The following is a 24,252-nucleotide window of genomic DNA, read 5'->3' as shown; positions in this document are numbered from 1 at the left end:
TTCCGCTTCCGCCCTTTCTATATCCCTGATCCTTCTGCGTACTCCAAATCTTCTGTTTTCTCGAATTCCGACAGCACTCTCTGTCTGATCGCTTGGAAATCCGGAGTCGTCCGGTTCCGCGGATACGCCAGGTGAATGGGCATCAGCTTATGGATTTTCCCCGGTTTGGCCTTAAGGATCGCAAGCTCATTTCCTAAATAAACAGATTCATCTATATCATGAGTCACGAGAATCATCGTTGTTTTTTTCCTCCTCCATATATCCAGCAGCACGTCCTGCAGGTGTTTTCTTGTAAAAGCGTCGAGTGCACCAAACGGTTCATCTAAAAGCAGCACCTCAGGCTCCCGCAGAAGGGCCCGGGCGATGGCTACTCTTTGTGACATGCCGCCTGACAGCTCGCGCGGATATGCTTTTTCCGATCCTTTCAATCTGACAATCTCGATCAGTTCATCCACCTTTTGTTTGACTTTTGGGTCCTTCAAATTCAAGTCGGCTGCAATATTCTGCTCAACAGTCAGCCAAGGAAAGAGGCGGTGTTCCTGAAAAATAAATCCTTGCTGAATACCCGGAGCTGTTACGCTGCGGCCGTTAATTTCCACACTCCCGTCATATTCAGAATCAAGCCCTGCAATAATCTTTAACAGGGTGCTTTTTCCACACCCGCTCGGTCCGATAAGCGTTAGAAATTCGCCTGGTGCGATTGATAATTCTATGTTCTCTAAGACCGTGTTTTTGCGGCCCTCTTGAACAAATGCCTTTTCTTTGATGCTGATGGTCACAGCCACTTTTATCCCTCTCTTTCTGCCAACCCTGCCTTCAAAAAAACAAAAAGGCCCCCATCTCTGTTCTTGTAGAGATGAGAGCCTTCGGCGGTCCGATCAGCTGCCCAATTGTTTTTTTGTTTGAATAACATGTTAATTCAAATTATTCCGATATGTCAACTCTTTTTTAAATACGATTTTTGATATCCTTGTTTATCACTTACTCTGCTTGTTTCGCAAATAGAGAAGGAAAAATTATTTCTCCAAAAATTATTAAGTGTCATAAAAAGCTGTTACAACAAGGTTTTTCAACAATTTCGATACTAGATATCGATTAATAGAGATAACTATTTTATAATAATTATAAAATAATATTGACTTTTTACTTAGAGATGATATTATGTTCTTATAAATTCCAAGAGGTGATAACATGAGTTCAAATAAACTGACAACTAGCTGGGGCGCTCCGGTTGGAGATAATCAAAACTCAATGACTGCCGGTTCTCGCGGACCAACTTTAATTCAAGATGTACATTTACTCGAAAAATTGGCCCATTTCAACCGAGAACGTGTTCCTGAACGTGTTGTTCACGCCAAAGGAGCAGGCGCACACGGATATTTTGAAGTGACAAACGACGTAACAAAATACACGAAAGCCGCTTTCCTTTCTGAAGTCGGCAAACGCACACCGTTGTTCATCCGTTTCTCAACAGTTGCCGGTGAACTTGGCTCTGCTGACACAGTTCGCGATCCGCGCGGATTTGCTGTTAAATTTTATACTGAAGAAGGAAACTACGACATCGTCGGCAACAATACGCCTGTATTCTTTATCCGCGATGCGATTAAGTTCCCTGATTTTATCCATACACAAAAAAGAGATCCAAAAACACATCTAAAAAACCCTACGGCTGTATGGGATTTCTGGTCACTTTCACCAGAGTCACTTCACCAAGTGACAATCCTGATGTCTGACCGCGGAATTCCTGCAACACTTCGCCACATGCACGGCTTCGGAAGCCATACATTCAAATGGACAAATGCCGAAGGTGAAGGCGTATGGATTAAATATCACTTTAAAACAGAACAAGGCGTGAAAAACCTTGATGTCAATACGGCAGCAAAAATTGCCGGTGAAAACCCTGATTACCATACAGAAGACCTTTTCAACGCAATCGAAAACGGTGATTATCCTGCATGGAAACTATATGTGCAAATCATGCCTTTAGAAGATGCAAATACGTATCGTTTCGATCCGTTTGATGTCACAAAAGTTTGGTCTCAAAAAGACTACCCGTTAATCGAGGTCGGACGCATGGTTCTAGACAGAAATCCGGAAAACTACTTTGCAGAGGTAGAACAAGCGACATTTTCACCTGGAACACTCGTGCCTGGTATTGATGTTTCTCCTGATAAAATGCTTCAAGGCCGACTTTTTGCTTATCATGATGCACACCGCTACCGTGTCGGTGCAAACCATCAAGCGCTGCCAATCAACCGCGCACGCAACAAAGTAAACAATTATCAGCGTGATGGGCAAATGCGTTTTGATGATAACGGCGGCGGATCTGTGTATTACGAGCCTAACAGCTTCGGCGGTCCGAAAGAGTCACCTGAAGATAAGCAAGCAGCATATCCGGTACAAGGTATCGCTGACAGCGTAAGCTACGATCACAACGATCACTACACTCAAGCCGGTGATCTGTATCGTTTAATGAGTGAAGATGAACGTACCCGCCTTGTTGAAAATATCGTTAATGCTATGAAGCCGGTAGAAAAAGAAGAAATCAAGCTGCGCCAAATCGAGCACTTCTACAAAGCGGATCCTGAATACGGAAAACGCGTGGCAGAAGGCCTTGGATTGCCGATTAAAAAAGATGCTTAATGTAGAAATGCAAAAACCCGCTGTAGTCAGCGGGTTTTTTTATATTTAGTTACACATTGCGTATGCTTCTCATCAATCTTCATATAAATTTCTTCCATGAGTTCCGCGCTGTTTATAATCTCTCGTTTGTTTTTTTCAATCAGCAGCTCAAGCGGCAAAATCTGATTCCCGTAGGTTTTTCGCTTCCTGAATCGTTTTCTCCCCTTTTCTTTTTTGACTCCCATCAATAATCCCTCCTTTTTCATACAAAAAAGGCCCTTATCTAAAAGATAAGAGCCTTCGGTGTCCCGATCAGCGCGATAAATTTGAAAAATTTGTACTGACCATGTTAATTCATACAATACCGACCTGTCAACTATTTTTTGAGGGTATTGATACTATATCAGATTGCATCCCCGCTTTTTCCTTATACATTCTTATCCCCTGACGCATAAGCTAGAGAAACTAGAATACGAGAGAAAGAGATGTGGGTGTGTGGAAAAGACAAAATTGACCGGACGTATCGTGACACGGGATGATCCGGACTTTCGAGTTAAACGATGGGAGACTACGTAAATTGGCCAGATATCAAAATCAGAAACTGGCCAAGAACATATTACGGCGAAAACGTTGAACGACTCCGCCGTGTCAAAACGAAATATGATCCAGAAAATGTTTTCCGCTTTGAACAGAGTATTCCTCCGCTTCGACGCTCTCTGTTTTTCTAAAAAAATGAAGATGGAGCATTCTCCATCTTCATCTTATTTATTGATATAAATTGCTTCCCGTATCGACAAACTCTTTTGCTTTTTCTTTTAATCCTTTATTTATGGCTTCTGCTTCACTGAGATCGTTTTTCTTCGCATAATCCCGAATATCCTGTGAAATTCTCATGCTGCAAAATTTCGGACCGCACATGGAACAAAAGTGAGCGGTTTTTGCTCCTTCAGCAGGCAGGGTTTCATCATGGTATTCAAGGGCTCTCTCCGGATCAAGAGATAAATTAAACTGATCCCGCCAGCGGAATTCAAAACGGGCTTTCGATAACGCATCATCCCGGATTTGCGCTCCGGGATGCCCTTTTGCAAGGTCCGCAGCGTGCGCAGCGATCTTATATGTAATGACTCCTTCACGAACATCATCACGGTTTGGCAGCCCCAAATGCTCCTTCGGCGTTACATAACAAAGCATTGCTGTCCCATACCAACCGATCATCGCCGCTCCGATCGCTGAAGTAATATGGTCATATCCCGGCGCAATATCCGTTGTCAACGGCCCCAATGTGTAAAAAGGCGCTTCTTTACAAATGTCCATTTGTTTATCGACGTTCTCTTTGATTTTATGCATCGGAACATGTCCAGGACCCTCAATCATCACCTGAACATCATGCTTCCAGGCAATTTGCGTCAGCTCTCCAAGCGTCTCTAATTCAGCAAACTGCGCTTCGTCATTGGCATCAGCAATTGATCCGGGACGCAAACCATCCCCAAGTGAGAAAGCAATATCATACATTTTCATAATCTCACATATTTCTTCAAAATGTGTGTATAAAAAGCTTTCTTGATGATGAGCCAGACACCACTGCGCCATAATCGCTCCCCCGCGTGACACAATACCAGTTGTCCGTTTGGCAGTCAGCGGTACATACCTAAGCAAAACACCCGCGTGAATCGTAAAATAATCCACTCCCTGCTCTGCCTGCTCGATTAGCGTATCACGATAAATCTCCCACGTTAAATCCTCCGCTACGCCGTTTACTTTTTCAAGCGCCTGATAAATCGGAACAGTTCCCACAGGCACGGGGCAATTGCGGATAATCCATTCACGCGTCGTATGAATATCTTTTCCGGTAGAGAGATCCATCATCGTATCCGCTCCCCAGCGGATGGCCCACGTCATTTTTTCCACTTCTTCTTCAATGGATGACGTAACCGCTGAATTCCCGATATTCGCATTAATCTTCACATGAAAATTCCGGCCGATAATCATTGGCTCACTTTCAGGGTGATTAATGTTTGAAGGAATAATCGCCCGGCCGCTGGCTACCTCGTCTCTGACGAATTCAGGAGACACATGCTCACGAATGGCGATAAATTCCATCTCAGGTGTAATGATCCCCTTTTTTGCATAGTGCATTTGTGTGACATTTTGACCTGCCTTCGCCCTCAGCGGTTTCCGCTTTAATCCTGGGTAGCTTACGTTTGGATTTGCTTTTTTATAACCGTTATCTTCTGGTTTTATAGCCCGACCTTCATACTCTTCCACGTCACCGCGCTCTGTGATCCATTTTTGGCGGAGCGGCTTTAATCCTTCTTGAATATTAATGGTTACTTCAGGGTCCGTATACGGTCCGCTTGTATCATAGACACGCACAGGCGCGTTTTCCTCTTCGCCGAACGATCCCGTCGTCGGACTCAATAGGATCTCCCTCATCGGCACTTGGATGTCCGAAGAAGAACCCTCCACGTATACCTTCTTGCTGCCTGAAAAACTTGACATAATGGAAATGTTGGCTTGCTGCACTGAATTGTTTTGCATTACTTTTCCTTCCCCTCTCTACGTTTGAAAGGACAAAATCAAGCCCATAACCAGCACAAAAAACCGGATTCATATAAATGAACCCGGTTACAGTCAGAAAGAAACATATTATTGCCCAGCAAGACAATAACAAAAACAATTCCTCTACTTCCCCACGCTGGTACGAACCAGATCAGGTCCAAAGGGTTAAGAAGCTTACCTTCTCTCTCAGCCCGAAAGCGGGCACCCCCAGTAACTATTGATTTCGCACTCATCTTATCATAAAATCAATCTGAAAAAAAGAGGAATATAGATAATATTCAGCCAATTTCACCCTAAATATTTGACCGGCAACGGGATTTCAGCTATTTCATGTTCAGCCATCATCACCCGATATGCCTTTCCTTCCGACCTTGAACTCACAGTCTGAAACAGCTGATCATTTATGAAATGGAGAGCAGCCCCATCATCCGCTGCATAGCCACTGCATAAGAACTTGTTAGATATCAGCTGGTGGTATGCCGGTCTCCGATCCTTTTCCCCGTCATAATGGGGACAAAAGCTCCCTTGCAAAAAACCTAAACTTTTCAAACTTGTCAGCGGTCCGGCTGAATCCGTCACCCCTTCTTCAAACCAGCAGATCGCACCGGCACTTAATCCAGCTAAAACCACACCGTTCTTCCATGCTTCCCTAAGAATCTGGTCAAGCCCCCACTCTTTCCATAACACAAGTAAATTCCGCGTATTTCCCCCGCCAACATAAATCACGTCCATTTCCATAACAAAAGAAGTTAAATCTGTTGATGGCGGCTTAAACAAAGATAAGTGAGACGGCACACAATCCAGTGTTTGAAATGCATGATAAAACCGCTGAATATAGTTTTGGGAATCTCCGCTCGCCGTCGGCAAAAAACAAATACGAGGCTGCTCTCGTTTTGATTGATTGAGGATATATTGATCGAGGGACAAATTATCCGGCTCCATCGAAAAACCCCCGCCCCCCATCGCAATAATCTGCTTCATCATCACACCCCCCAACAAAATTTGTTGCTTATTATAGCATTTTGTATAGAAGCAAGAAACAAAGCCAAATACTTTCTTATCAGAGCTGCTAAAAAAACAAAGGGGGTGGTTTCCCATTGAACAAAGTCTTTGTCCCAAAGATATTCTTGATTTGTTAACAACAATAAAAACCAGCATTAACAAATACACTGTCGCAATAACAGAAGCCGAAAATCCCCACATCAGAAGAGCATTGCATGATCAATTAGATACAGCTGTGTATCTCCATGATGAACTGTCAGATTTTCTGTTAGAAAAGGGGTGGCTCGGGTGAGCAATTTCAAATCGATTCACTTTTATCTTGTAGCAAAAACCACAAAAAGAGACGGGATCTCAAAGATGAGATGCCGTCTCTTTTTTATTGCTCCACTCTTCTTAAAGCCTCATTTACCGTTTCTTTTATAAACGCGTCTTCACCGCTTAATCGGTCTAAACTGAGATCGCCGTTTCTCAGCCTTTCGGAAATATTGTTTATATCCTCCTCTACTGTGATTTGCAGCTCACCTGCCAAAAACATTCTGTGTAATTCATCTGCAACCAAACTTTCTTTATTCACTTCCATCCACTCCTTTATTTTCAATATTATTCTTAGTCTGTCCCTAGGCCGAGACGAATAATAGGAAAAAAGTATGAATCAAACGAATCTTTTTTCCTCCTTCTTGCGTATATCTGTTGAGAAAAAAGAAAAAGGGGAAGATCTAACATGTCATTTTTTAAGAAACTTGCGGCAAGTGCCGGAATTGGAGCTGCAAAAGTAGATACAATTTTAGAAAAAGACGCATATTTTCCAGGAGAAGAAGTACAGGGAACGGTACATGTCAAAGGCGGAAAAATCGCTCAGGACATCCGTTATATCGATTTACAGCTTAGCACACGGTATGTCATTGTAAAAGACGATGAAGAGCACCGGAAATACGCTACAATTCATTCTTTCCGGGTCACTGGTTCATTTACCATACAGCCTGGTGAAGAGCATCAATTTCCGTTCACATTCACTCTGCCTCTAGATACGCCGATGACTGTAGGGAAAGTAGAGGTTGCCGTGGTGACAGACCTTGACATTCAAGGCGGTATCGATAAATCCGATCATGACCGCATTTTCGTTGAAGCGCACCCTTGGATTGAAAATGTGCTGGAAGCAATCGAAAACCTGGGCTTCCGTCTTAACGAAGCAGACTGTGAACAAGCGCCCTACTTCCAGCGTCGTCTTCCGTTCGTTCAAGAATTCGAATTCGTTCCGACTTCCGGATATTATCGTCAGATGCTTGATGAATTAGAACTCATTTTCCTTTTAGACGAAGACGGTTTGGAAATCATTTTCGAAGTCGACCGCAGAGCAAGAGGACTCCGAGGGTGGCTGGAAGAGATGTATAATGACGAAGAACAGCTTGTACGCGTCCGTTTCAGCCAATCAGAGCTTGAAGATACAGAAGAGCTAGAAGAGGTGCTAGAAGAGATCCTAGACCAATACGCTGAGTAAGCATAAAAAATAAAAACCCGTTTCTGTTAAGAAACGGGTTTTTCAGTATACCGGTGGTCGGGGTCGAACCGACACTCCAGAAGGAACACGATTTTGAGTCGTGCGCGTCTGCCAATTCCGCCACACCGGCAAGTTTTACGTCGTATCTAACCGACGAATATAAATATATCATGGATCTCATAAAGTGTCAACGTATTTCAAAAAAGTTTTTTTGGAAATATAAAATAAAAGTGTTGAAAGACTAGCTATACAGCCGCTTTATAATAGGCCTCGAAACTTAACTTGTTATGATAAATCAAAGCATTAAAAAAATGATCTACTTATGTAGATCATTAATATGATTAGTTATAATGATAAAACACAAACACCAATTCAACTTACCATGTAAGTAAAATTGGTGCCGAGGGCCGGACTTGAACCGGCACGGTAGTCACCTACCGCAGGATTTTAAGTCCTGTGTGTCTGCCAATTCCACCACCCCGGCAATAAGAAGGCGACACCCGGATTCGAACCGGGGATAAAGGTTTTGCAGACCTCTGCCTTACCACTTGGCTATGCCGCCGTAATTGGAGCGGAAGACGGGATTCGAACCCGCGACCCCCACCTTGGCAAGGTGGTGTTCTACCACTGAACTACTTCCGCATTTTAAATGGACTTAATACATTATATGCAGTTGATATAAAAAGTGAGACTGGGCTAGCTGGATTCGAACCAACGCATGACGGAGTCAAAGTCCGTTGCCTTACCGCTTGGCTATAGCCCAATGATAATATGGGGCGATTGATGGGAATCGAACCCACGAGTGCCAGAGCCACAATCTGGTGCGTTAACCACTTCGCCACAACCGCCATAATCTCAAGATGTCATAAATTTGGCAGGGGCAGTAGGAATCGAACCCACACCGGAGGTTTTGGAGACCTCTGTTCTACCGTTAAACTATGCCCCTATAAATGGTGGAGGGGGGCAGATTCGAACTGCCGAACCCTGAGGGAGCGGATTTACAGTCCGCCGCGTTTAGCCACTTCGCTACCCCTCCACATTAAATTTTGAAAAAACAGTGCCGGCAAGAGGACTTGAACCCCCAACCTACTGATTACAAGTCAGTTGCTCTACCAATTGAGCTACACCGGCATAGGTGGTGGCTCGGGACGGAATCGAACCGCCGACACACGGATTTTCAGTCCGTTGCTCTACCAACTGAGCTACCGAGCCTAAGTATTTAAATGGCGGTCCGGACGGGACTCGAACCCGCGACCTCCTGCGTGACAGGCAGGCATTCTAACCAACTGAACTACCGGACCATTTTAAAATTTGGTTGCGGGGGCAGGATTTGAACCTGCGACCTTCGGGTTATGAGCCCGACGAGCTACCGAACTGCTCCACCCCGCGATGATATAATGGTGGAGGATGACGGGCTCGAACCGCCGACCCTCTGCTTGTAAGGCAGATGCTCTCCCAGCTGAGCTAATCCTCCATCATATAATGACCCGTACGGGATTCGAACCCGTGTTACCGCCGTGAAAGGGCGGTGTCTTAACCGCTTGACCAACGGGCCCAGACTTTCAATTGTAATTATGTATAAGTATAAGTGGCGGAGAGCAAGGGATTCGAACCCTTGAGACGGAGTTGACCGCCTACACGATTTCCAATCGTGCTCCTTCGACCACTCGGACAGCTCTCCAATAATGGCTCCGCAGGTAGGATTCGAACCTACGACCGATCGGTTAACAGCCGATAGCTCTACCACTGAGCTACTGCGGAATGAAGTCTGCCTGGCGATGTCCTACTCTCACAGGGGGAAACCCCCGACTACCATCGGCGCTGAAGAGCTTAACTTCCGTGTTCGGCATGGGAACGGGTGTGACCTCTTCGCCATCATCACCAGACAATTTCAGTGACATTTAACATTATACTATGTATTCTTGAGAAAAACAAGTGTTTTTTTGAAAAAACTTATTCTCTCAAAACTAGATAACAGGTGTGACATCATTCAAAATGTGGTTAAGTCCTCGATCGATTAGTATCTGTCAGCTCCATGTGTCGCCACACTTCCACCTCAGACCTATCAACCTGATCATCTTTCAGGGATCTTACTTCCTTGCGGAATGGGAAATCTCATCTTGAGGGGGGCTTCATGCTTAGATGCTTTCAGCACTTATCCCGTCCGCACATAGCTACCCAGCGATGCCCTTGGCAGAACAACTGGTACACCAGCGGTGCGTCCATCCCGGTCCTCTCGTACTAAGGACAGCTCCTCTCAAATTTCCTGCGCCCGCGACGGATAGGGACCGAACTGTCTCACGACGTTCTGAACCCAGCTCGCGTACCGCTTTAATGGGCGAACAGCCCAACCCTTGGGACCGACTACAGCCCCAGGATGCGATGAGCCGACATCGAGGTGCCAAACCTCCCCGTCGATGTGGACTCTTGGGGGAGATAAGCCTGTTATCCCCGGGGTAGCTTTTATCCGTTGAGCGATGGCCCTTCCATGCGGAACCACCGGATCACTAAGCCCGACTTTCGTCCCTGCTCGACTTGTAGGTCTCGCAGTCAAGCTCCCTTGTGCCTTTACACTCTGCGAATGATTTCCAACCATTCTGAGGGAACCTTTGGGCGCCTCCGTTACCTTTTAGGAGGCGACCGCCCCAGTCAAACTGCCCACCTGACACTGTCTCCCCGCCCGATAAGGGCGGCGGGTTAGAAGGTCAATACAGCCAGGGTAGTATCCCACCGATGCCTCCACCGAAGCTGGCGCTCCGGTTTCCAAGGCTCCTACCTATCCTGTACAAGCTGTACCAACATTCAATATCAGGCTGCAGTAAAGCTCCACGGGGTCTTTCCGTCCTGTCGCGGGTAACCTGCATCTTCACAGGTACTATAATTTCACCGAGTCTCTCGTTGAGACAGTGCCCAGATCGTTGCGCCTTTCGTGCGGGTCGGAACTTACCCGACAAGGAATTTCGCTACCTTAGGACCGTTATAGTTACGGCCGCCGTTTACTGGGGCTTCAATTCGCACCTTCGCTTACGCTAAGCGCTCCTCTTAACCTTCCAGCACCGGGCAGGCGTCAGCCCCTATACTTCGCCTTACGGCTTCGCAGAGACCTGTGTTTTTGCTAAACAGTCGCCTGGGCCTATTCACTGCGGCTCTCTCGGGCTTGCACCCTAACAGAGCACCCCTTCTCCCGAAGTTACGGGGTCATTTTGCCGAGTTCCTTAACGAGAGTTCTCTCGATCACCTTAGGATTCTCTCCTCGCCTACCTGTGTCGGTTTGCGGTACGGGCACCTCTCACCTCGCTAGAGGCTTTTCTTGGCAGTGTGGAATCAGGAACTTCGCTACTATATTTCGCTCGCCATCACAGCTCAGCCTTATGGGAAACGGATTTGCCTATTTCCCAGCCTAACTGCTTGGACGCGGATATCCAATACCGCGCTTACCCTATCCTCCTGCGTCCCCCCATTGCTCAAATGGTGAGGAGGTGGTACAGGAATATCAACCTGTTGTCCATCGCCTACGCCTTTCGGCCTCGGCTTAGGTCCCGACTAACCCTGAGCGGACGAGCCTTCCTCAGGAAACCTTAGGCATTCGGTGGAGGGGATTCTCACCCCTCTTTCGCTACTCATACCGGCATTCTCACTTCTAAGCGCTCCACCAGTCCTTCCGGTCTGGCTTCACAGCCCTTAGAACGCTCTCCTACCACTGTTCGAAGAACAGTCCGCAGCTTCGGTGATACGTTTAGCCCCGGTACATTTTCGGCGCAGAGTCACTCGACCAGTGAGCTATTACGCACTCTTTAAATGGTGGCTGCTTCTAAGCCAACATCCTGGTTGTCTAAGCAACTCCACATCCTTTTCCACTTAACGTATACTTTGGGACCTTAGCTGGCGGTCTGGGCTGTTTCCCTTTCGACTACGGATCTTATCACTCGCAGTCTGACTCCCAAGGATAAGTCATTGGCATTCGGAGTTTGACTGAATTCGGTAACCCGGTAGGGGCCCCTAGTCCAATCAGTGCTCTACCTCCAAGACTCTTACCTTGAGGCTAGCCCTAAAGCTATTTCGGAGAGAACCAGCTATCTCCAGGTTCGATTGGCATTTCACCCCTACCCACACCTCATCCCCGCACTTTTCAACGTGCGTGGGTTCGGGCCTCCATTCAGTGTTACCTGAACTTCACCCTGGACATGGGTAGATCACCTGGTTTCGGGTCTACGACCACGTACTCATGCGCCCTATTCAGACTCGCTTTCGCTGCGGCTCCGCATCTTCTGCTTAACCTTGCACGGGATCGTAACTCGCCGGTTCATTCTACAAAAGGCACGCCATCACCCGTTAACGGGCTCTGACTACTTGTAGGCACACGGTTTCAGGATCTCTTTCACTCCCCTTCCGGGGTGCTTTTCACCTTTCCCTCACGGTACTGGTTCACTATCGGTCACTAGGGAGTATTTAGCCTTGGGAGATGGTCCTCCCGGATTCCGACGGAATTTCACGTGTTCCGCCGTACTCAGGATCCACTCAGGAGAGAACGAAGTTTTGACTACAGGGCTGTTACCTCCTATGGCGGGCCTTTCCAGACCTCTTCATCTACCTCGTTCCTTTGTAACTCCGTACAGAGTGTCCTACAACCCCAAGAGGCAAGCCTCTTGGTTTGGGCTAATCCCGTTTCGCTCGCCGCTACTCAGGGAATCGCATTTGCTTTCTCTTCCTCCGGGTACTTAGATGTTTCAGTTCCCCGGGTCTGCCTTCTCATATCCTATGAATTCAGATATGGATACCACTCCATTACGAGTGGTGGGTTTCCCCATTCGGAAATCTCCGGATCAAAGCTTGCTTACAGCTCCCCGAAGCATATCGGTGTTCGTCCCGTCCTTCATCGGCTCCTAGTGCCAAGGCATCCACCGTGCGCCCTTTCTAACTTAACCGTTAAAAAGAATCACTATGTGATATCTTGTGTTACTAATTGAATGTGATGTCTACTGTTATCTAGTTTTCAAAGAACACGTTTCGAAGGAATGATCCTTCAAAACTAAACAAGACAGGGAACGTTCTGTTTATAAGACCCAAGGTCTTATATTCCGTATAATATCCTTAGAAAGGAGGTGATCCAGCCGCACCTTCCGATACGGCTACCTTGTTACGACTTCACCCCAATCATCTGTCCCACCTTCGGCGGCTGGCTCCTAAAAGGTTACCTCACCGACTTCGGGTGTTACAAACTCTCGTGGTGTGACGGGCGGTGTGTACAAGGCCCGGGAACGTATTCACCGCGGCATGCTGATCCGCGATTACTAGCGATTCCAGCTTCACGCAGTCGAGTTGCAGACTGCGATCCGAACTGAGAACAGATTTGTGGGATTGGCTTAACCTCGCGGTTTCGCTGCCCTTTGTTCTGTCCATTGTAGCACGTGTGTAGCCCAGGTCATAAGGGGCATGATGATTTGACGTCATCCCCACCTTCCTCCGGTTTGTCACCGGCAGTCACCTTAGAGTGCCCAACTGAATGCTGGCAACTAAGATCAAGGGTTGCGCTCGTTGCGGGACTTAACCCAACATCTCACGACACGAGCTGACGACAACCATGCACCACCTGTCACTCTGCCCCCGAAGGGGACGTCCTATCTCTAGGATTGTCAGAGGATGTCAAGACCTGGTAAGGTTCTTCGCGTTGCTTCGAATTAAACCACATGCTCCACCGCTTGTGCGGGCCCCCGTCAATTCCTTTGAGTTTCAGTCTTGCGACCGTACTCCCCAGGCGGAGTGCTTAATGCGTTAGCTGCAGCACTAAGGGGCGGAAACCCCCTAACACTTAGCACTCATCGTTTACGGCGTGGACTACCAGGGTATCTAATCCTGTTCGCTCCCCACGCTTTCGCTCCTCAGCGTCAGTTACAGACCAGAGAGTCGCCTTCGCCACTGGTGTTCCTCCACATCTCTACGCATTTCACCGCTACACGTGGAATTCCACTCTCCTCTTCTGCACTCAAGTTCCCCAGTTTCCAATGACCCTCCCCGGTTGAGCCGGGGACTTTCACATCAGACTTAAGAAACCGCCTGCGAGCCCTTTACGCCCAATAATTCCGGACAACGCTTGCCACCTACGTATTACCGCGGCTGCTGGCACGTAGTTAGCCGTGGCTTTCTGGTTAGGTACCGTCAAGGTACCGCCCTATTCGAACGGTACTTGTTCTTCCCTAACAACAGAGCTTTACGATCCGAAAACCTTCATCACTCACGCGGCGTTGCTCCGTCAGACTTTCGTCCATTGCGGAAGATTCCCTACTGCTGCCTCCCGTAGGAGTCTGGGCCGTGTCTCAGTCCCAGTGTGGCCGATCACCCTCTCAGGTCGGCTACGCATCGTTGCCTTGGTGAGCCATTACCTCACCAACTAGCTAATGCGCCGCGGGTCCATCTGTAAGTGGTAGCCGAAGCCACCTTTTATGTTTGAACCATGCGGTTCAAACAACCATCCGGTATTAGCCCCGGTTTCCCGGAGTTATCCCAGTCTTACAGGCAGGTTACCCACGTGTTACTCACCCGTCCGCCGCTAACATCAGGGAGCAAGCTCCCATCTGTCCGCTCGACTTGCATGTATTAGGCACGCCGCCAGCGTTCGTCCTGAGCCAGGATCAAACTCTCCGATAAATGGATCACAGGTTAGGTTCACCGCTTCCTGCGGCGACACCTGTGTGACCTGCGTCGTGCAGGCCCTAGTTTGACTGACTACGCACATCGCTGTGCGATTTTTTTAAAAACTGAATTAACAGGTACGTTTTGTCTTGTTTAGTTTTCAAAGATCATTTTCACTTCTTGTTGAAGCGACTTTATTAATATAACATTTTGACTTTCTTTTGTCAAATGTTTTTTTGATTTATTTTCCCGCCGCTGTGAGCTTGTTTTCTCAGAAGCGCATCAGCGACGTTTAATAATATAACACGGTCAAGAATCAGAGTCAACACCTTTTTTAAAAGAATATCCTCGGTGATAGACAGCCTGTCCTTTCGTTTCTATCTGACAGACGTTGATAAGTCCCTTTTCTGTCAAGTAATCAAGCATAACGCCAAGATCTTGGGTAAAGTGCTTTAGGTCATGATGTTGAAGAAGCTCACCGAATTGCCAAATGTCTTTTTCTTTCATTACTTCGAAAAGATGCGCCGAACCGATCTCGGCTTTGGAATGGATGAGAAAATCATTTGCTAAGAATAATAATTCAAGTCTTTTTTCCAGGCTCTCGTGACTTTCAATCAGCTCGGAATATAACTTGTACACTTGCGGCTCCATCTGGCGCACTTGGCTCCACACCGTGGTTTCGGGATGGAATCCTCTGTCGATTACTTCAATACGTGCTAAATGATGCAGCGCATGAACAACGGCGTTGTAGGCATCTAAAAATTGATTGGCTTCAAAAAAAGCTTTCCCTTCAACATACCTTCTGATTAATTTGCCGTATTCGAGTCCGATCTTCAGTTTACGTTCGGCAAACGGAAATGTATTCAGCCTGTCAATCAGTTCAACTACGTATTCATTACGGTCAAACAAAACTCTGCCATTTACAATCCAATCTATGATTCTTCTATTTGTTCCGAGCAAAATCCATTCTTGAATCTGAGAATCTGTTACCACATGCAAAGAAGCTGTTTGATGATCAAATTCATAATGCTTTATAAAAACTGGATCATCAGCATCCTTTACAATTACCAGCAAAGCTGCATCAAAGTTATCTGTTAAGGAAGATGTTTTGTTTCTTCTCTCAATCATAATGACAGCCAATGTATTGGGGTGACTTGCTCTTTCTTGGTAAATTGGACGGAGAAGATTTTCCATCACTATTCCTCCAATGCAATTGTTCAAATTTTTTTATTCTCTATTTGATTCAATTCTATGGTTAAAACGAAATTCCTTTTTTCTAAACACATTGAACTATTATAAACAATTTCACAGTAAGTCTCCATAAGTAAATTCCAATTCAACCGAAAACATGAAGAAAATCCCATCGAGTTTGTGCTATAGTTAAATCAGAGGGGGATGGACATGGCGAAATACTCCAGCAAAATTAATAAAATCAGAACATTTGCGTTAAGTTTGGTTTTCGTTGGGTTTATCATTATGTACATCGGGATCTTTTTCAAAGAGTCAGTTTTGCTATCTAGTTTGTTTATGATACTTGGACTTTTATCCATCGGTCTCAGCACGGTTGTTTACTTTTGGATCGGAATGCTTTCGACCAAAGCGGTTCGCGTCATTTGTCCGGGCTGTGAAAAAGAGACAAAGGTTTTAGGAAGAGTCGATATGTGCATGCATTGCCGAGAGCCGCTGACTTTAGATAAGGGATTAGAAGGAAAAGAATTTGATGAGTCTTATAATAAAAAGAAAATGTCGAAATAAAATAAGCTGACCGTTTCGTGCGGTCAGCTTATTTTTAATGATTTTCTTTTTTCGAACACTCTTGGCAGACGCCGTAAATTTCTAAACGGTGGTGGCTTACCTTGAAGCCCGTGACGTGGGCAGCGAGCTGTTCCACTTCATCAAGGCCCGGGTAGTGGAAGTCCACAATTTTACCGCAGTTTTCGCAAATCGCGTGATAGTGATCAGATGTCACAAAATCGAATCTGCTGGAAGCATCACCGTATGTGAGCTCTTTTACCAAACCTGATTCCCGGAACACACGCAAATTGTTATATACTGTCGCTACGCTCATGTTAGGAAATTTCCCTTCCAGAGCTTTATATATATCGTCCGCTGTTGGATGAGCCATAGAGTTAACGAGATATTCCAGAATCGCATGACGTTGAGGAGTAATGCGAACTCCGGTTTCCTTCAACGTTTCTAAGGCTTCTTTTAGTTCATGTGCAGCCATCCGTCATGCACCTCTCTTCTAAAAAAAATTCTTACATTGTAATGTTTATAATTAGTGTAACTCTTTCTACGATAATTTGTCAATTGATATCAGGGTAAAAGTAAGCATAGGCTCATAGAGACTTACTTTTCCGACATATCTTTGAGGGTTTGAAGCGCTTCGGCTACATGGTCCTTTACTTTTACTTTTCTCCATTCTTTAATGAGCCGGCCTTCTTTATCAATTAAAAAAGTGGAACGCTCGATTCCCATATACTCTTTTCCGAAGTTTTTCTTCAGCTTCCACACATCAAACGCTTCCGCCAGCTTATGCTCGTCATCAACAAGAAGCAGAAATGGAAGGTTATGCTTCTCTTTAAATTTTCCGTGTTTTTCCTGGCTGTCCGGGCTGACGCCGATAATGACGGCATCCAGTTCGGCGAAGCTTTCGTGACTGTCCCGAAAATCGCATGCTTCAGTTGTACATCCCGGTGTCATGTCCTTTGGATAAAAATAAAGCACGATGTACTTTCCTTTATAATCCGATAATTTTACTGTTTCCCCATGATCGCCTTTTAACTCAAGATCAGGCGCTTTTTGTCCGATTTCTATAGTCATTACGTTACCTCCGGATGTTTTTTTATTAAGCGTATCCAATTCTTGTCCAGATTACAACCATCTCAGCTGAATCTGAAGCCCGAAGCCATTGTTCTTGTTCGGAAGCATGCTACAATAGAAAGGACGCATGGAGATATAGGAGGTTTTTATTCTTGCATACAAAATCAATTGAACTTCACAATGAGGCATTACAGCACATTGTCGGCGGTGTAAACAGCCCGTCTAGATCATATAAAGCAGTCGGCGGCGGTTCTCCTGTTGCAATGGAGAAAGCAAGCGGCGCTTATTTTTGGGATGTGGACGGCAACAAATACATCGATTATTTAGCGGCGTACGGTCCGATTATTACAGGACATGCCCACCCGCATATTACAGAAGCGATTAAAAAAGCGGCAGAGAACGGTGTATTGTATGGAACACCAACGAAACACGAGGTTACATTTGCAAAGATGCTCAAAGAAGCCATTCCCGCTATGGACAAAGTAAGATTCGTCAATTCGGGTACAGAAGCCGTTATGACGACCATCCGCGTGGCTCGCGCATATACAGGCCGGACAAAAATCATTAAATTTGCGGGCTGTTATCACGGGCATTCGGACCTTGTGCTTGTCGCCGCAGGCTCCGGCCCGTCTACTCTCGGCACACCAGACTCAGCCGGTGTACCGAAAAGCATTGCAAACGAAGTGATCACAGTACCATTTAATGATATCGATAGCTATAAAGCGGCTCTTGATAAATGGGGCAGTGAAATCGCGGCAGTTCTCGTTGAACCGATTGTCGGCAACTTCGGTATCGTCGAGCCGAAAGAGGGCTTCTTAGAAAAAGTAAATGAATTGACACATAATGCAGGCGCTCTCGTTATTTACGATGAAGTCATTACGGCTTTCCGCTTTATGTATGGCGGCGCGCAGGATCTCTTACAGGTGAAACCAGATTTAACAGCACTCGGGAAAATTATCGGCGGCGGACTTCCGATTGGCGCCTATGGCGGCAAACAAGAAATCATGGAGCAGGTAGCTCCGCTAGGGCCTGCTTATCAGGCAGGAACAATGGCAGGGAACCCCGCTTCCATCCTATCAGGCATCGCTTGTCTGGAAGTGCTCAAAGAAAAAGGCGTGTATGAAAAGCTTGATCACCTTGGCGCTATGCTTGAGGAAGGCATTTTGAAGCACGCAGAAACACACGGCATCACCATTACGGTCAACCGGTTAAAAGGTGCGCTCACGGTATACTTCTCTGATGAGAAAGTGGAAAATTACGAGCAGGCTGAACGGAGTGACGGAGAAACATTCGCTACGTTTTTCAAGCTGATGCTGGAACGCGGAATTAATTTAGCACCTTCTAAGTATGAAGCTTGGTTTATTACCACAGCACATACAGAGCAGGATATTAAAGACACGCTTGCAGCGGTCGAGGATGCATTTAAACATCTAAAAAACTAGAATCAAATACCTTGAACAGGAGCTTTGAGCTCCTGTTTTTTTTATGGAATCAAACAGCGTGTAAGATTTTGGTCTTTTTCTAGAAAAATAGCTTGAATATTTGTATCGATCCCTGTATATTACTTAATTGTTTAGCAAATAAACTAACCGGGAATTTTAAGGATTAGCCCATTTGCTATGTCACACAATTTACTATAGAAAGGAATGCACGCACAAACCAATGAAACTTGGTGCCCGCATTTTCAAAACCGGGATTGCGATTACACTTGCCCTTTATTTGGCTTCGTGGATCGGGCTTCCCGCGCCGATTTTCGCTGGAATTGCAGCGATATTTGCGATCCAGCCGTCGATTTACCGCTCTTTTCTCATTATTATTGACCAGGTTCAAGCAAATATCATCGGAGCTGTGATTGCCACAGTGTTCGGCCTTATTTTCGGACCCAGCCCGATTATGATCGGGTTAACAGCAGTTATTGTCATTACAATCATGCTGAAACTTAAAATTGAACATACAATTTCAATTGCTCTTGTAACAGTCATTGCGATATTAGAATCTGCCGGTGACGACTTTTTAATGTTCGCGCTGATCAGAACAAGCACAGTCATCTTAGGGGTGCTTTCTTCCTTTATCGTCAACCTTGTGTTTTTGCCTCCTAAGTACGAAACAAAGCTGATTCATAATACCGTCGAAAACACCGAAGAAATTATGAAGTGGATCAGATTGTCCATGCGGCAGTCGACAGAGCATTCGATTTTGAAAGAGGATATTGAAAAACTGAAAGAAAAAATGATCAAGCTTGATCAGACATATCTTCTATATAAAGAAGAAAGAAGTTACTTTAAGAAAACGACTTATGTGAAATCAAGAAAGCTTGTCCTGTTCAGACAGGCCATTATTACTGCAAATCGGGCGCTTGATACATTGAAGAAGCTGCATCGTCTGGAAAACGAGATCTATCATATGCCGGAAGAGTTTCAGGAAACATTGACTGAAGAACTTGATTACCTGCTTTACTGGCACGAACGGATTTTGATGAGGTTTGTCGGAAAAATCAAGCCGCATGATGACGCGGTTGAAGAAGGCATCCGGTATAAGCAGCTTTTAACAAAGTCATTTTTAAAAAATCAGCAGAATACGGATGAGGAGCTTATTGATTACAACATGCTCAATATTATGGCAAGCGCCGTGGAATATCGCGAGCAGCTTGAACATTTAGAAACACTTATCACAAGTTTTCAAACGTATCATCCGAAAGACTGCGAAATAGAAACAGAAGAGTAACCCGGTTAAACAGCCGGGTTTTTTTATATACAAAAAAATCTTATATCCTTCGTTAAAAGGATATAAGATTGATGTTTTAGTTCAAATTTTGAATGGTAAATAAGTGCTTGTATTGGCTCTCATAGTCCATGAGTTCATCATGGGTTCCGATTTCAATGATTGTCCCGTTTTCCATGACAACAATCTTATCCGCATGGGTGATTGTCGATAAACGGTGGGCGACAACAAAAGTTGTTCTATCCTTCGCCAGTTTGTCCATCGCTTCTTGAATGTAATGCTCACTTTCCAAATCCAGAGCTGATGTAGCTTCATCTAAAATGAGGAGCGGCGGATTTTTCAGGAATACCCGCGCAATTGAGATCCGCTGCTTTTGTCCGCCTGAAAGCTTAACGCCTCGTTCCCCCACCCGGGTCTCATATCCTTCTGGAAAACTCATGATAAATTCATGGGCATTTGCAGCTTTGGCGGCTTCGATTATCTCTTCAAGTGTGGCATCAGGCTTGCCGATCGCGATATTTTCCCGAATCGTTTCACTAAATAAAAAGGTATCCTGAAGCACCATACCAACCTGGTTGCGAAGGCTTCTTGCTTCATAATCGCGAATATCCGTCCCATCAATCAGCAGTCTGCCGCTTGTTACATCATAAAATCTTGGGATCAGGCTGACGAGCGTTGATTTTCCTCCTCCGCTCATGCCGACGAGAGCTACAGTTTCTCCTCTATTTACTTTTAAGGATACATCATGAAGAATATTTTCTTTGTCCTTCTCATATTGAAACGAAACGTTTTGAAACTCCACTCCTCCGCGAATCTGATCGGCCTTTATCGCATTTGGTTTGTCAGTGAGTTCGTAGGGCTCGTCAATAAATTCAAATACCCTGTCCATTGATGCGATTGACTGTGTCAAAGTTGTAGAGGAATTGATCAGCCTTCTAACAGGGTTGTACATTCTGTCAATATATCCGACAAACGCGACCATTGTTCCGACTGTCAGCGGTCCATTAATGACAAAATACCCGGCGCACGCTATGACGATGAGCGGCGCCAAATCTGTAATGGTATTAACGACCGCAAAGGTTTTGGCGTTCCAATTCGTGTGGCGGATGGCTTTATCTAAGAAATGCCCGTTTTTCTCATTAAATTGAGCCTGTTCATGATCTTCTATCGCAAAGCTTCTGATGACAGGCATGCCTTGAATGCGTTCGTGCAAATGCCCCTGCACTTGAGCAAGAGCCTGTGAGCGCTCCCTTGTCAGCTTTCGTAAACGGCCGTAAAAATACTTCACTGATATTCCGTATAATGGGAATAATACGATAGAGATCAGCGTTAATTTAACGTCCAGTGTGAGCATGATCGAGATTACAATCAAAATCGTCAGCATATCGAGCCATATATTCATCAGCCCTGTGATAACGAAATCCTTTGTTTGTTCTACATCATTAATCACTCGGGAAATGACTTCTCCTGTTCTTGTATTCGCGTAAAAACGCAGGCTCAGTTTTTGTATATGGTCAAACAGCTTAGCTCTTATGTCATAAAGCACCTTGCTGGCAGTCCACTGGGCAAAATATTGCCGGTAATATTCAACAGGCGGGCGCAAAATTAAAAATAAGGCGAACATGATCGCCATAATCGTGAACAATGACGTTGTTTTGTCACTAGCCGTGCCGCCTCCTTGAATAATGTCGTCAACTACGTACTTCAGAAGCAATGGGAGAGCAAGCGGAATGGAGAATTTTACGATCCCGATTAACACTGTAACGAAAATTTGCTTCTTATAAGGTTTGACGAATTGCATGTAGCGTTTCATAACCCCCACGTTGATTCCCCCTCTCTCTTTATCATGATGTGTGTGAGCCCATGTGAAAAACCTGTTGTACCCCGCAACAGGTTTTTACGTAACCATTATTTTGTGTAGCGCAAATACCGTTCATACCACATATCGACAAACTCGGGCGCAAACGGTCCCTGACGCTGGTGAATCCAATGGAGCAGCGTATTTAAGTAGTCTCTTAAAATACTGTCGATTTCTTTTGGATAATTCATGGCTTTCCGATGATCATCATATTCGTCTTCATCGAGAATATTGTAGGTCATGTCAGGAAAAACCTTAACATCTAAGTCATAATCAATATATTTAATTGCTTCGCCATCATAGGCAAACGGAGAACTGATGTTGCAATAATAATGAACCCCGTCTTCCCTCAGCATCCCGATGACATTAAACCATTGTCTTGCGTGAAAATAACAGATTGCGGGCTCTCTGGTTATCCATGTCCGGCCGTCTGATTCGGTTACCATCGTCCGGTCATTGGCTCCGATGACACACATTTCTGTACTTTTTAAGATTGTTGTCTCATTCCAAATTCTATGAATCAGCCCGTTGTGCTTATAGCTGTGAATTTGAATGGTTTCTCCTTCCTTGGGATAGCCCATATTTCTCCCCTACTTTCTATAAAGCCCTACAGTTAGTATGTCCAAATTTGCTTACCGACAACGTCTTTTACCTATTATAACGTTACAAATTGAAAAATGAAAATAAAAGAGCCATTCCGGCCGGGGAATGGCACATTCCTGCACTACACAAAGGAAGACGGCTTTTCTGAGCTGCGATATGAACGAATGACCTGCTCTGTCTGCTTTTGAAACATATCCTGTATATCGGCAAGGTGTTTCCGTTTTACCGCAATTTCAGCCTGAATCCCACGCAGCTTTGCATCCCTTTCCAAATGCCGGAGTTCCGCCTCAATTTGTTTGCAGCGGTCGAGCTCTGATTGGAGATCGAGAAGCTTATCCATCGTTTTCATCTGTTCACTTACCAGCTTTTCAAATTCCGTCATCGGTTCCTCCTTCAGCCTGATGAAAGTATAAACATTTCCTCCTTTAATCATTTCGATCTCCATAAAGCAAACCCTTTGACTCATTCTGTAGACCTTCCACAAGTTTTGTCGTTTTTCAAACAGAAAAAAGCACTTCCACCCGAAGATGAAGTGCTTTTTTCTGTTTCAGTGATTAGCTGTTTTGTTGTTTGTTTTGTTCAGCAGATTGGTTTTGCTGTCTTACCTGCTGTACGTCAGTTTCACTAGCGAATTCAGTGCCGAATTGACCTTGTTGGCCAGCTGATTGCTGGTTTTGTTTTCTGACTTGCTGAGCGTTTGTTTCGCTAGCAAATTCAGTGCCAAATTGACCTTGACCAGCAGCTGATTGTTGGTTTTGTTTTCTAACTTGTTGAGCGTTTGTTTTGCTGAAGTTATTTGAGTTAGCCATTGTTATCACCTCCACGGTCATTAGAATGTGCAGGTGATCGTATAGCTATTCCTCTTTTTTAAAAATTTTTAAACGAGCAGTGAGCGTCCGCCGTCAACGATAATTGTCTGTCCGCGGATCATGTCAGCCTTGGAAGACACTAGAAACTCCACAGTATCAACCATGTCTTTAATTTCGACCATGCGTCCCGCCGGCGTATTTTGGCGCGCATCCTCAAGCAGATCTTCTCTATTCGGGAAGTGCTTCAGCGCATCTGTGTCGATCGCTCCGCCTGAAACAGCATTGACGATAATTTGTTTTGGTGAAAGCTCAACGGCAAGATAACGGGTTAAAGCCTCTAACGCTGCTTTTGATACACCGACCGTGGTGTAGTTTTCAAGATAGCGGATAGAGCCTAATGAACTGATGCTGACAATATGTCCGCCACCGTTCTTCTCCATTAGCTTGGCAGCTTCCTGAGCGCAGAAAAGCAATGCTTTCGCATTAATGTTCATCGTCCAGTCCCAGTGTGTTTCTTCTAATTCCATAACAGGTCTTAGTACTCCTGATGCGGCATTATTGACAAAAACATCAAGTCTGCCGAACGTTTCATCAATTTGCTGAAACATTTCTTTGATTTTTGCAGGCTGTCCTACGTTTGCTTTTACGACAAGCACTTTAACGCCAAGCTTTTCGATTTCTTCCGCTGTTTCTAATGCTGCTTTTTTGCTGCGTGCATAGTTAATGACGATGTTATAGCCGTTCTCAGCAAGTCTGATCGCGGCCGCTTTTCCGACACCGCGGCTGCTTCCTGTTACGAGTGCACATTTATTTTGTTCCATTTTTCCTCATCTCCTTGTAGCGTATAGTTCTTTTATTTCCACAAACAATAATGGCAAGAACTTTAAAGGGGGTCTTCTGTTATGTATGTCGGACGTGATATGAGCGAATTGAACATGGTTTCCAAAAAAGATTGGAAGAACAGTGAACTCGCTTATTTCCATCATGCCTTTCAGCAAATTATGCCTTATTTGAACGAAGAAGGCCAATCAAAATACCGGGAATTAACGCAAGAAATTGAAGCGCGCGGCGGAATGAAGCGCAATGAAGCGGACTACAGCCACGGCACGCGCGTCTCTTACGATTAA

General features: G+C 45.2%; 19 protein-coding genes, 16 tRNA genes, 3 rRNA genes, 2 pseudogenes and 1 riboswitch. Of the genes and pseudogenes, 8 read left to right on the top strand and 32 right to left on the bottom strand.

Going from position 1 to position 24,252, the window contains the following annotated elements:
- Positions 1–17 precede the first annotated feature (17 nt).
- Positions 18–785 (bottom strand): ABC transporter ATP-binding protein, encoded by a 768-nt coding sequence (locus M1D65_RS04820; protein WP_021479704.1) that lies wholly within the window; start codon positions 783–785, stop codon positions 18–20.
- A gap of 406 nt (positions 786–1,191) precedes the next feature.
- Between M1D65_RS04820 and katA the strand changes: the two genes are divergently transcribed.
- Positions 1,192–2,643 (top strand): catalase KatA, encoded by a 1,452-nt coding sequence (katA, locus tag M1D65_RS04815; protein WP_014476225.1) that lies wholly within the window; start codon positions 1,192–1,194, stop codon positions 2,641–2,643.
- A 26-nt stretch (positions 2,644–2,669) separates the two neighbouring features.
- On the opposite strand, the gene senS is transcribed toward katA, so the two are convergent.
- Positions 2,670–2,867 carry a transcriptional regulator SenS gene (gene senS, locus M1D65_RS04810; protein ID WP_003245192.1) on the bottom strand — a complete coding sequence of 66 codons (198 nt, stop codon included), beginning with the start codon at positions 2,865–2,867 and terminating at the stop codon, positions 2,670–2,672.
- Between the two features lie 312 nt (positions 2,868–3,179).
- On the opposite strand from senS, the pseudogene M1D65_RS04805 reads away from it, so the two are divergent.
- Positions 3,180–3,350, top strand: a pseudogene (locus M1D65_RS04805) (BBE domain-containing protein); the annotation flags it as partial.
- A 37-nt stretch (positions 3,351–3,387) separates the two neighbouring features.
- Here the strand turns inward: M1D65_RS04805 and thiC are convergent.
- The gene (gene thiC, locus M1D65_RS04800; RefSeq protein WP_017697515.1) at positions 3,388–5,160 is read right to left on the bottom strand and encodes a phosphomethylpyrimidine synthase ThiC; all 1,773 of its coding nucleotides are present in this window, start codon (positions 5,158–5,160) and stop codon (positions 3,388–3,390) included.
- Positions 5,161–5,292: 132 nt separating this feature from the next.
- Positions 5,293–5,400, bottom strand: a riboswitch (TPP riboswitch).
- Positions 5,401–5,469: 69 nt separating this feature from the next.
- Positions 5,470–6,162 carry a Type 1 glutamine amidotransferase-like domain-containing protein gene (locus M1D65_RS04795; RefSeq protein ID WP_032725255.1) on the bottom strand — a complete coding sequence of 231 codons (693 nt, stop codon included), beginning with the start codon at positions 6,160–6,162 and terminating at the stop codon, positions 5,470–5,472.
- A 41-nt stretch (positions 6,163–6,203) separates the two neighbouring features.
- On the opposite strand from M1D65_RS04795, the pseudogene M1D65_RS04790 reads away from it, so the two are divergent.
- Positions 6,204–6,475, top strand: a pseudogene (locus M1D65_RS04790) (spore coat protein).
- A gap of 84 nt (positions 6,476–6,559) precedes the next feature.
- On the opposite strand, the gene M1D65_RS04785 reads toward M1D65_RS04790, so the two are convergent.
- A complete protein-coding gene (locus tag M1D65_RS04785; RefSeq protein ID WP_014479229.1) occupies positions 6,560–6,763 on the bottom strand; it encodes a hypothetical protein in 204 nt (67 codons plus the stop codon).
- A gap of 141 nt (positions 6,764–6,904) precedes the next feature.
- On the opposite strand from M1D65_RS04785, the gene spo0M reads away from it, so the two are divergent.
- Positions 6,905–7,681, top strand: a complete 777-nt coding sequence (spo0M, locus tag M1D65_RS04780; RefSeq protein WP_064671163.1) for a sporulation control protein Spo0M — start codon at positions 6,905–6,907, stop codon at positions 7,679–7,681.
- A gap of 48 nt (positions 7,682–7,729) precedes the next feature.
- Here the strand turns inward: spo0M and M1D65_RS04775 are convergent.
- The 20 genes from M1D65_RS04775 to M1D65_RS04680 all read right to left on the bottom strand — a co-directional run bounded on the left by M1D65_RS04775 (position 7,730) and on the right by M1D65_RS04680 (position 15,505).
- Positions 7,730–7,811 (bottom strand) — tRNA-Leu (locus M1D65_RS04775).
- Positions 7,812–8,076: 265 nt separating this feature from the next.
- Positions 8,077–8,165 (bottom strand) — tRNA-Leu (locus tag M1D65_RS04770).
- Positions 8,166–8,172: 7 nt separating this feature from the next.
- A tRNA-Cys gene (locus M1D65_RS04765) sits at positions 8,173–8,243 on the bottom strand.
- Positions 8,244–8,248: 5 nt separating this feature from the next.
- Positions 8,249–8,323, bottom strand: a tRNA-Gly gene (locus tag M1D65_RS04760).
- A gap of 49 nt (positions 8,324–8,372) precedes the next feature.
- Positions 8,373–8,444: transfer RNA gene (locus tag M1D65_RS04755), tRNA-Gln, on the bottom strand.
- Positions 8,445–8,453: 9 nt separating this feature from the next.
- A tRNA-His gene (locus M1D65_RS04750) sits at positions 8,454–8,529 on the bottom strand.
- Between the two features lie 24 nt (positions 8,530–8,553).
- Positions 8,554–8,627: transfer RNA gene (locus M1D65_RS04745), tRNA-Trp, on the bottom strand.
- A 5-nt stretch (positions 8,628–8,632) separates the two neighbouring features.
- Positions 8,633–8,717, bottom strand: a tRNA-Tyr gene (locus M1D65_RS04740).
- Between the two features lie 22 nt (positions 8,718–8,739).
- Positions 8,740–8,812 (bottom strand) — tRNA-Thr (locus M1D65_RS04735).
- A gap of 5 nt (positions 8,813–8,817) precedes the next feature.
- Positions 8,818–8,893, bottom strand: a tRNA-Phe gene (locus M1D65_RS04730).
- A gap of 12 nt (positions 8,894–8,905) precedes the next feature.
- Positions 8,906–8,982 (bottom strand) — tRNA-Asp (locus M1D65_RS04725).
- Positions 8,983–8,993: 11 nt separating this feature from the next.
- A tRNA-Met gene (locus M1D65_RS04720) sits at positions 8,994–9,070 on the bottom strand.
- A 9-nt stretch (positions 9,071–9,079) separates the two neighbouring features.
- Positions 9,080–9,155 (bottom strand) — tRNA-Val (locus tag M1D65_RS04715).
- Between the two features lie 9 nt (positions 9,156–9,164).
- Positions 9,165–9,236 (bottom strand) — tRNA-Glu (locus M1D65_RS04710).
- A 34-nt stretch (positions 9,237–9,270) separates the two neighbouring features.
- Positions 9,271–9,362, bottom strand: a tRNA-Ser gene (locus M1D65_RS04705).
- A gap of 5 nt (positions 9,363–9,367) precedes the next feature.
- Positions 9,368–9,442 (bottom strand) — tRNA-Asn (locus M1D65_RS04700).
- Positions 9,443–9,451: 9 nt separating this feature from the next.
- Positions 9,452–9,567: ribosomal RNA gene (rrf, locus tag M1D65_RS04695) — 5S ribosomal RNA — on the bottom strand.
- Positions 9,568–9,678: 111 nt separating this feature from the next.
- A 23S ribosomal RNA gene (locus M1D65_RS04690) occupies positions 9,679–12,606 on the bottom strand.
- A gap of 170 nt (positions 12,607–12,776) precedes the next feature.
- Positions 12,777–14,326, bottom strand: a 16S ribosomal RNA gene (locus tag M1D65_RS04685).
- The 16S, 23S and 5S rRNA genes sit together here with 16 tRNA genes alongside, the layout of an rRNA operon.
- A gap of 294 nt (positions 14,327–14,620) precedes the next feature.
- A complete protein-coding gene (locus M1D65_RS04680; protein WP_015715543.1) occupies positions 14,621–15,505 on the bottom strand; it encodes a nucleotidyltransferase-like protein in 885 nt (294 codons plus the stop codon).
- A 207-nt stretch (positions 15,506–15,712) separates the two neighbouring features.
- On the opposite strand from M1D65_RS04680, the gene M1D65_RS04675 reads away from it, so the two are divergent.
- Entirely contained in the window at positions 15,713–16,066 is a 354-nt protein-coding gene (locus M1D65_RS04675) for a YgzB family protein (protein ID WP_014113119.1), read from the top strand.
- Positions 16,067–16,100: 34 nt separating this feature from the next.
- Here the strand turns inward: M1D65_RS04675 and perR are convergent, their stop codons facing one another.
- Positions 16,101–16,538, bottom strand: a complete 438-nt coding sequence (gene perR, locus M1D65_RS04670; protein WP_003223285.1) for a peroxide-responsive transcriptional repressor PerR — start codon at positions 16,536–16,538, stop codon at positions 16,101–16,103.
- A 122-nt stretch (positions 16,539–16,660) separates the two neighbouring features.
- Entirely contained in the window at positions 16,661–17,134 is a 474-nt protein-coding gene (bcp, locus tag M1D65_RS04665) for a thioredoxin-dependent thiol peroxidase (protein WP_003233532.1), read from the bottom strand.
- Between the two features lie 152 nt (positions 17,135–17,286).
- Between bcp and M1D65_RS04660 the strand changes: the two genes are divergently transcribed.
- Both M1D65_RS04660 and M1D65_RS04655 read left to right on the top strand, forming a co-directional pair.
- Positions 17,287–18,576, top strand: a complete 1,290-nt coding sequence (locus tag M1D65_RS04660; RefSeq protein WP_015715541.1) for a glutamate-1-semialdehyde 2,1-aminomutase — start codon at positions 17,287–17,289, stop codon at positions 18,574–18,576.
- A 220-nt stretch (positions 18,577–18,796) separates the two neighbouring features.
- On the top strand, positions 18,797–19,858 hold the full coding sequence (locus M1D65_RS04655) for an aromatic acid exporter family protein (RefSeq protein WP_003233537.1): 1,062 nt from the start codon (positions 18,797–18,799) through the stop codon (positions 19,856–19,858).
- Between the two features lie 76 nt (positions 19,859–19,934).
- Here M1D65_RS04655 and M1D65_RS04650 read toward each other — a convergent pair whose 3' ends face one another.
- The 5 genes from M1D65_RS04650 to fabL all read right to left on the bottom strand — a co-directional run bounded on the left by M1D65_RS04650 (position 19,935) and on the right by fabL (position 23,946).
- Complete coding sequence (locus M1D65_RS04650; protein WP_009966836.1) at positions 19,935–21,677, bottom strand: ABC transporter ATP-binding protein; 1,743 nt, start codon at positions 21,675–21,677, stop codon at positions 19,935–19,937.
- 86 nt (positions 21,678–21,763) lie between these two features.
- Positions 21,764–22,294 carry a nucleoside tri-diphosphate phosphatase gene (gene ntdP / locus M1D65_RS04645; protein WP_003223272.1) on the bottom strand — a complete coding sequence of 177 codons (531 nt, stop codon included), beginning with the start codon at positions 22,292–22,294 and terminating at the stop codon, positions 21,764–21,766.
- A gap of 143 nt (positions 22,295–22,437) precedes the next feature.
- The gene (locus M1D65_RS04640; RefSeq protein ID WP_031315502.1) at positions 22,438–22,698 is read right to left on the bottom strand and encodes a YgaB family protein; all 261 of its coding nucleotides are present in this window, start codon (positions 22,696–22,698) and stop codon (positions 22,438–22,440) included.
- 172 nt (positions 22,699–22,870) lie between these two features.
- Complete coding sequence (sspE, locus tag M1D65_RS04635) at positions 22,871–23,125, bottom strand: gamma type acid-soluble spore protein SspE (protein WP_014476214.1); 255 nt, start codon at positions 23,123–23,125, stop codon at positions 22,871–22,873.
- A 68-nt stretch (positions 23,126–23,193) separates the two neighbouring features.
- A complete protein-coding gene (gene fabL, locus M1D65_RS04630) occupies positions 23,194–23,946 on the bottom strand; it encodes an enoyl-[acyl-carrier-protein] reductase FabL (RefSeq protein WP_003223262.1) in 753 nt (250 codons plus the stop codon).
- 81 nt (positions 23,947–24,027) lie between these two features.
- On the opposite strand from fabL, the gene M1D65_RS04625 reads away from it, so the two are divergent.
- The gene (locus M1D65_RS04625) at positions 24,028–24,252 is read left to right on the top strand and encodes a hypothetical protein (protein ID WP_003233542.1); all 225 of its coding nucleotides are present in this window, start codon (positions 24,028–24,030) and stop codon (positions 24,250–24,252) included.

It is taken from the genome of Bacillus sp. JZ39 (genome assembly GCF_053903145.1).
The sequence above is the reverse complement of the archived record's forward strand: the minus strand, read 5'-3'. Positions and strand labels throughout refer to the sequence as shown.

Excerpts from the sequence above, each read along its gene's own strand:
- katA (WP_014476225.1), top strand. The coding sequence starts at position 1,192 with ATGAGTTCAAATAAACTGACAACTAGCTGGGGCGCTCCGGTTGGAGAT.
- senS (WP_003245192.1), bottom strand. The coding sequence starts at position 2,867 with ATGGGAGTCAAAAAAGAAAAGGGGAGAAAACGATTCAGGAAGCGAAAA.
- thiC (WP_017697515.1), bottom strand. The coding sequence starts at position 5,160 with ATGCAAAACAATTCAGTGCAGCAAGCCAACATTTCCATTATGTCAAGT.
- M1D65_RS04795 (WP_032725255.1), bottom strand. The coding sequence starts at position 6,162 with ATGAAGCAGATTATTGCGATGGGGGGCGGGGGTTTTTCGATGGAGCCG.
- M1D65_RS04785 (WP_014479229.1), bottom strand. The coding sequence starts at position 6,763 with ATGGAAGTGAATAAAGAAAGTTTGGTTGCAGATGAATTACACAGAATG.
- spo0M (WP_064671163.1), top strand. The coding sequence starts at position 6,905 with ATGTCATTTTTTAAGAAACTTGCGGCAAGTGCCGGAATTGGAGCTGCA.
- M1D65_RS04680 (WP_015715543.1), bottom strand. The coding sequence starts at position 15,505 with ATGGAAAATCTTCTCCGTCCAATTTACCAAGAAAGAGCAAGTCACCCC.
- M1D65_RS04675 (WP_014113119.1), top strand. The coding sequence starts at position 15,713 with ATGGCGAAATACTCCAGCAAAATTAATAAAATCAGAACATTTGCGTTA.
- perR (WP_003223285.1), bottom strand. The coding sequence starts at position 16,538 with ATGGCTGCACATGAACTAAAAGAAGCCTTAGAAACGTTGAAGGAAACC.
- bcp (WP_003233532.1), bottom strand. The coding sequence starts at position 17,134 with ATGACTATAGAAATCGGACAAAAAGCGCCTGATCTTGAGTTAAAAGGC.
- M1D65_RS04655 (WP_003233537.1), top strand. The coding sequence starts at position 18,797 with ATGAAACTTGGTGCCCGCATTTTCAAAACCGGGATTGCGATTACACTT.
- ntdP (WP_003223272.1), bottom strand. The coding sequence starts at position 22,294 with ATGGGCTATCCCAAGGAAGGAGAAACCATTCAAATTCACAGCTATAAG.
- M1D65_RS04640 (WP_031315502.1), bottom strand. The coding sequence starts at position 22,698 with ATGACGGAATTTGAAAAGCTGGTAAGTGAACAGATGAAAACGATGGAT.
- sspE (WP_014476214.1), bottom strand. The coding sequence starts at position 23,125 with ATGGCTAACTCAAATAACTTCAGCAAAACAAACGCTCAACAAGTTAGA.
- fabL (WP_003223262.1), bottom strand. The coding sequence starts at position 23,946 with ATGGAACAAAATAAATGTGCACTCGTAACAGGAAGCAGCCGCGGTGTC.
- M1D65_RS04625 (WP_003233542.1), top strand. The coding sequence starts at position 24,028 with ATGTATGTCGGACGTGATATGAGCGAATTGAACATGGTTTCCAAAAAA.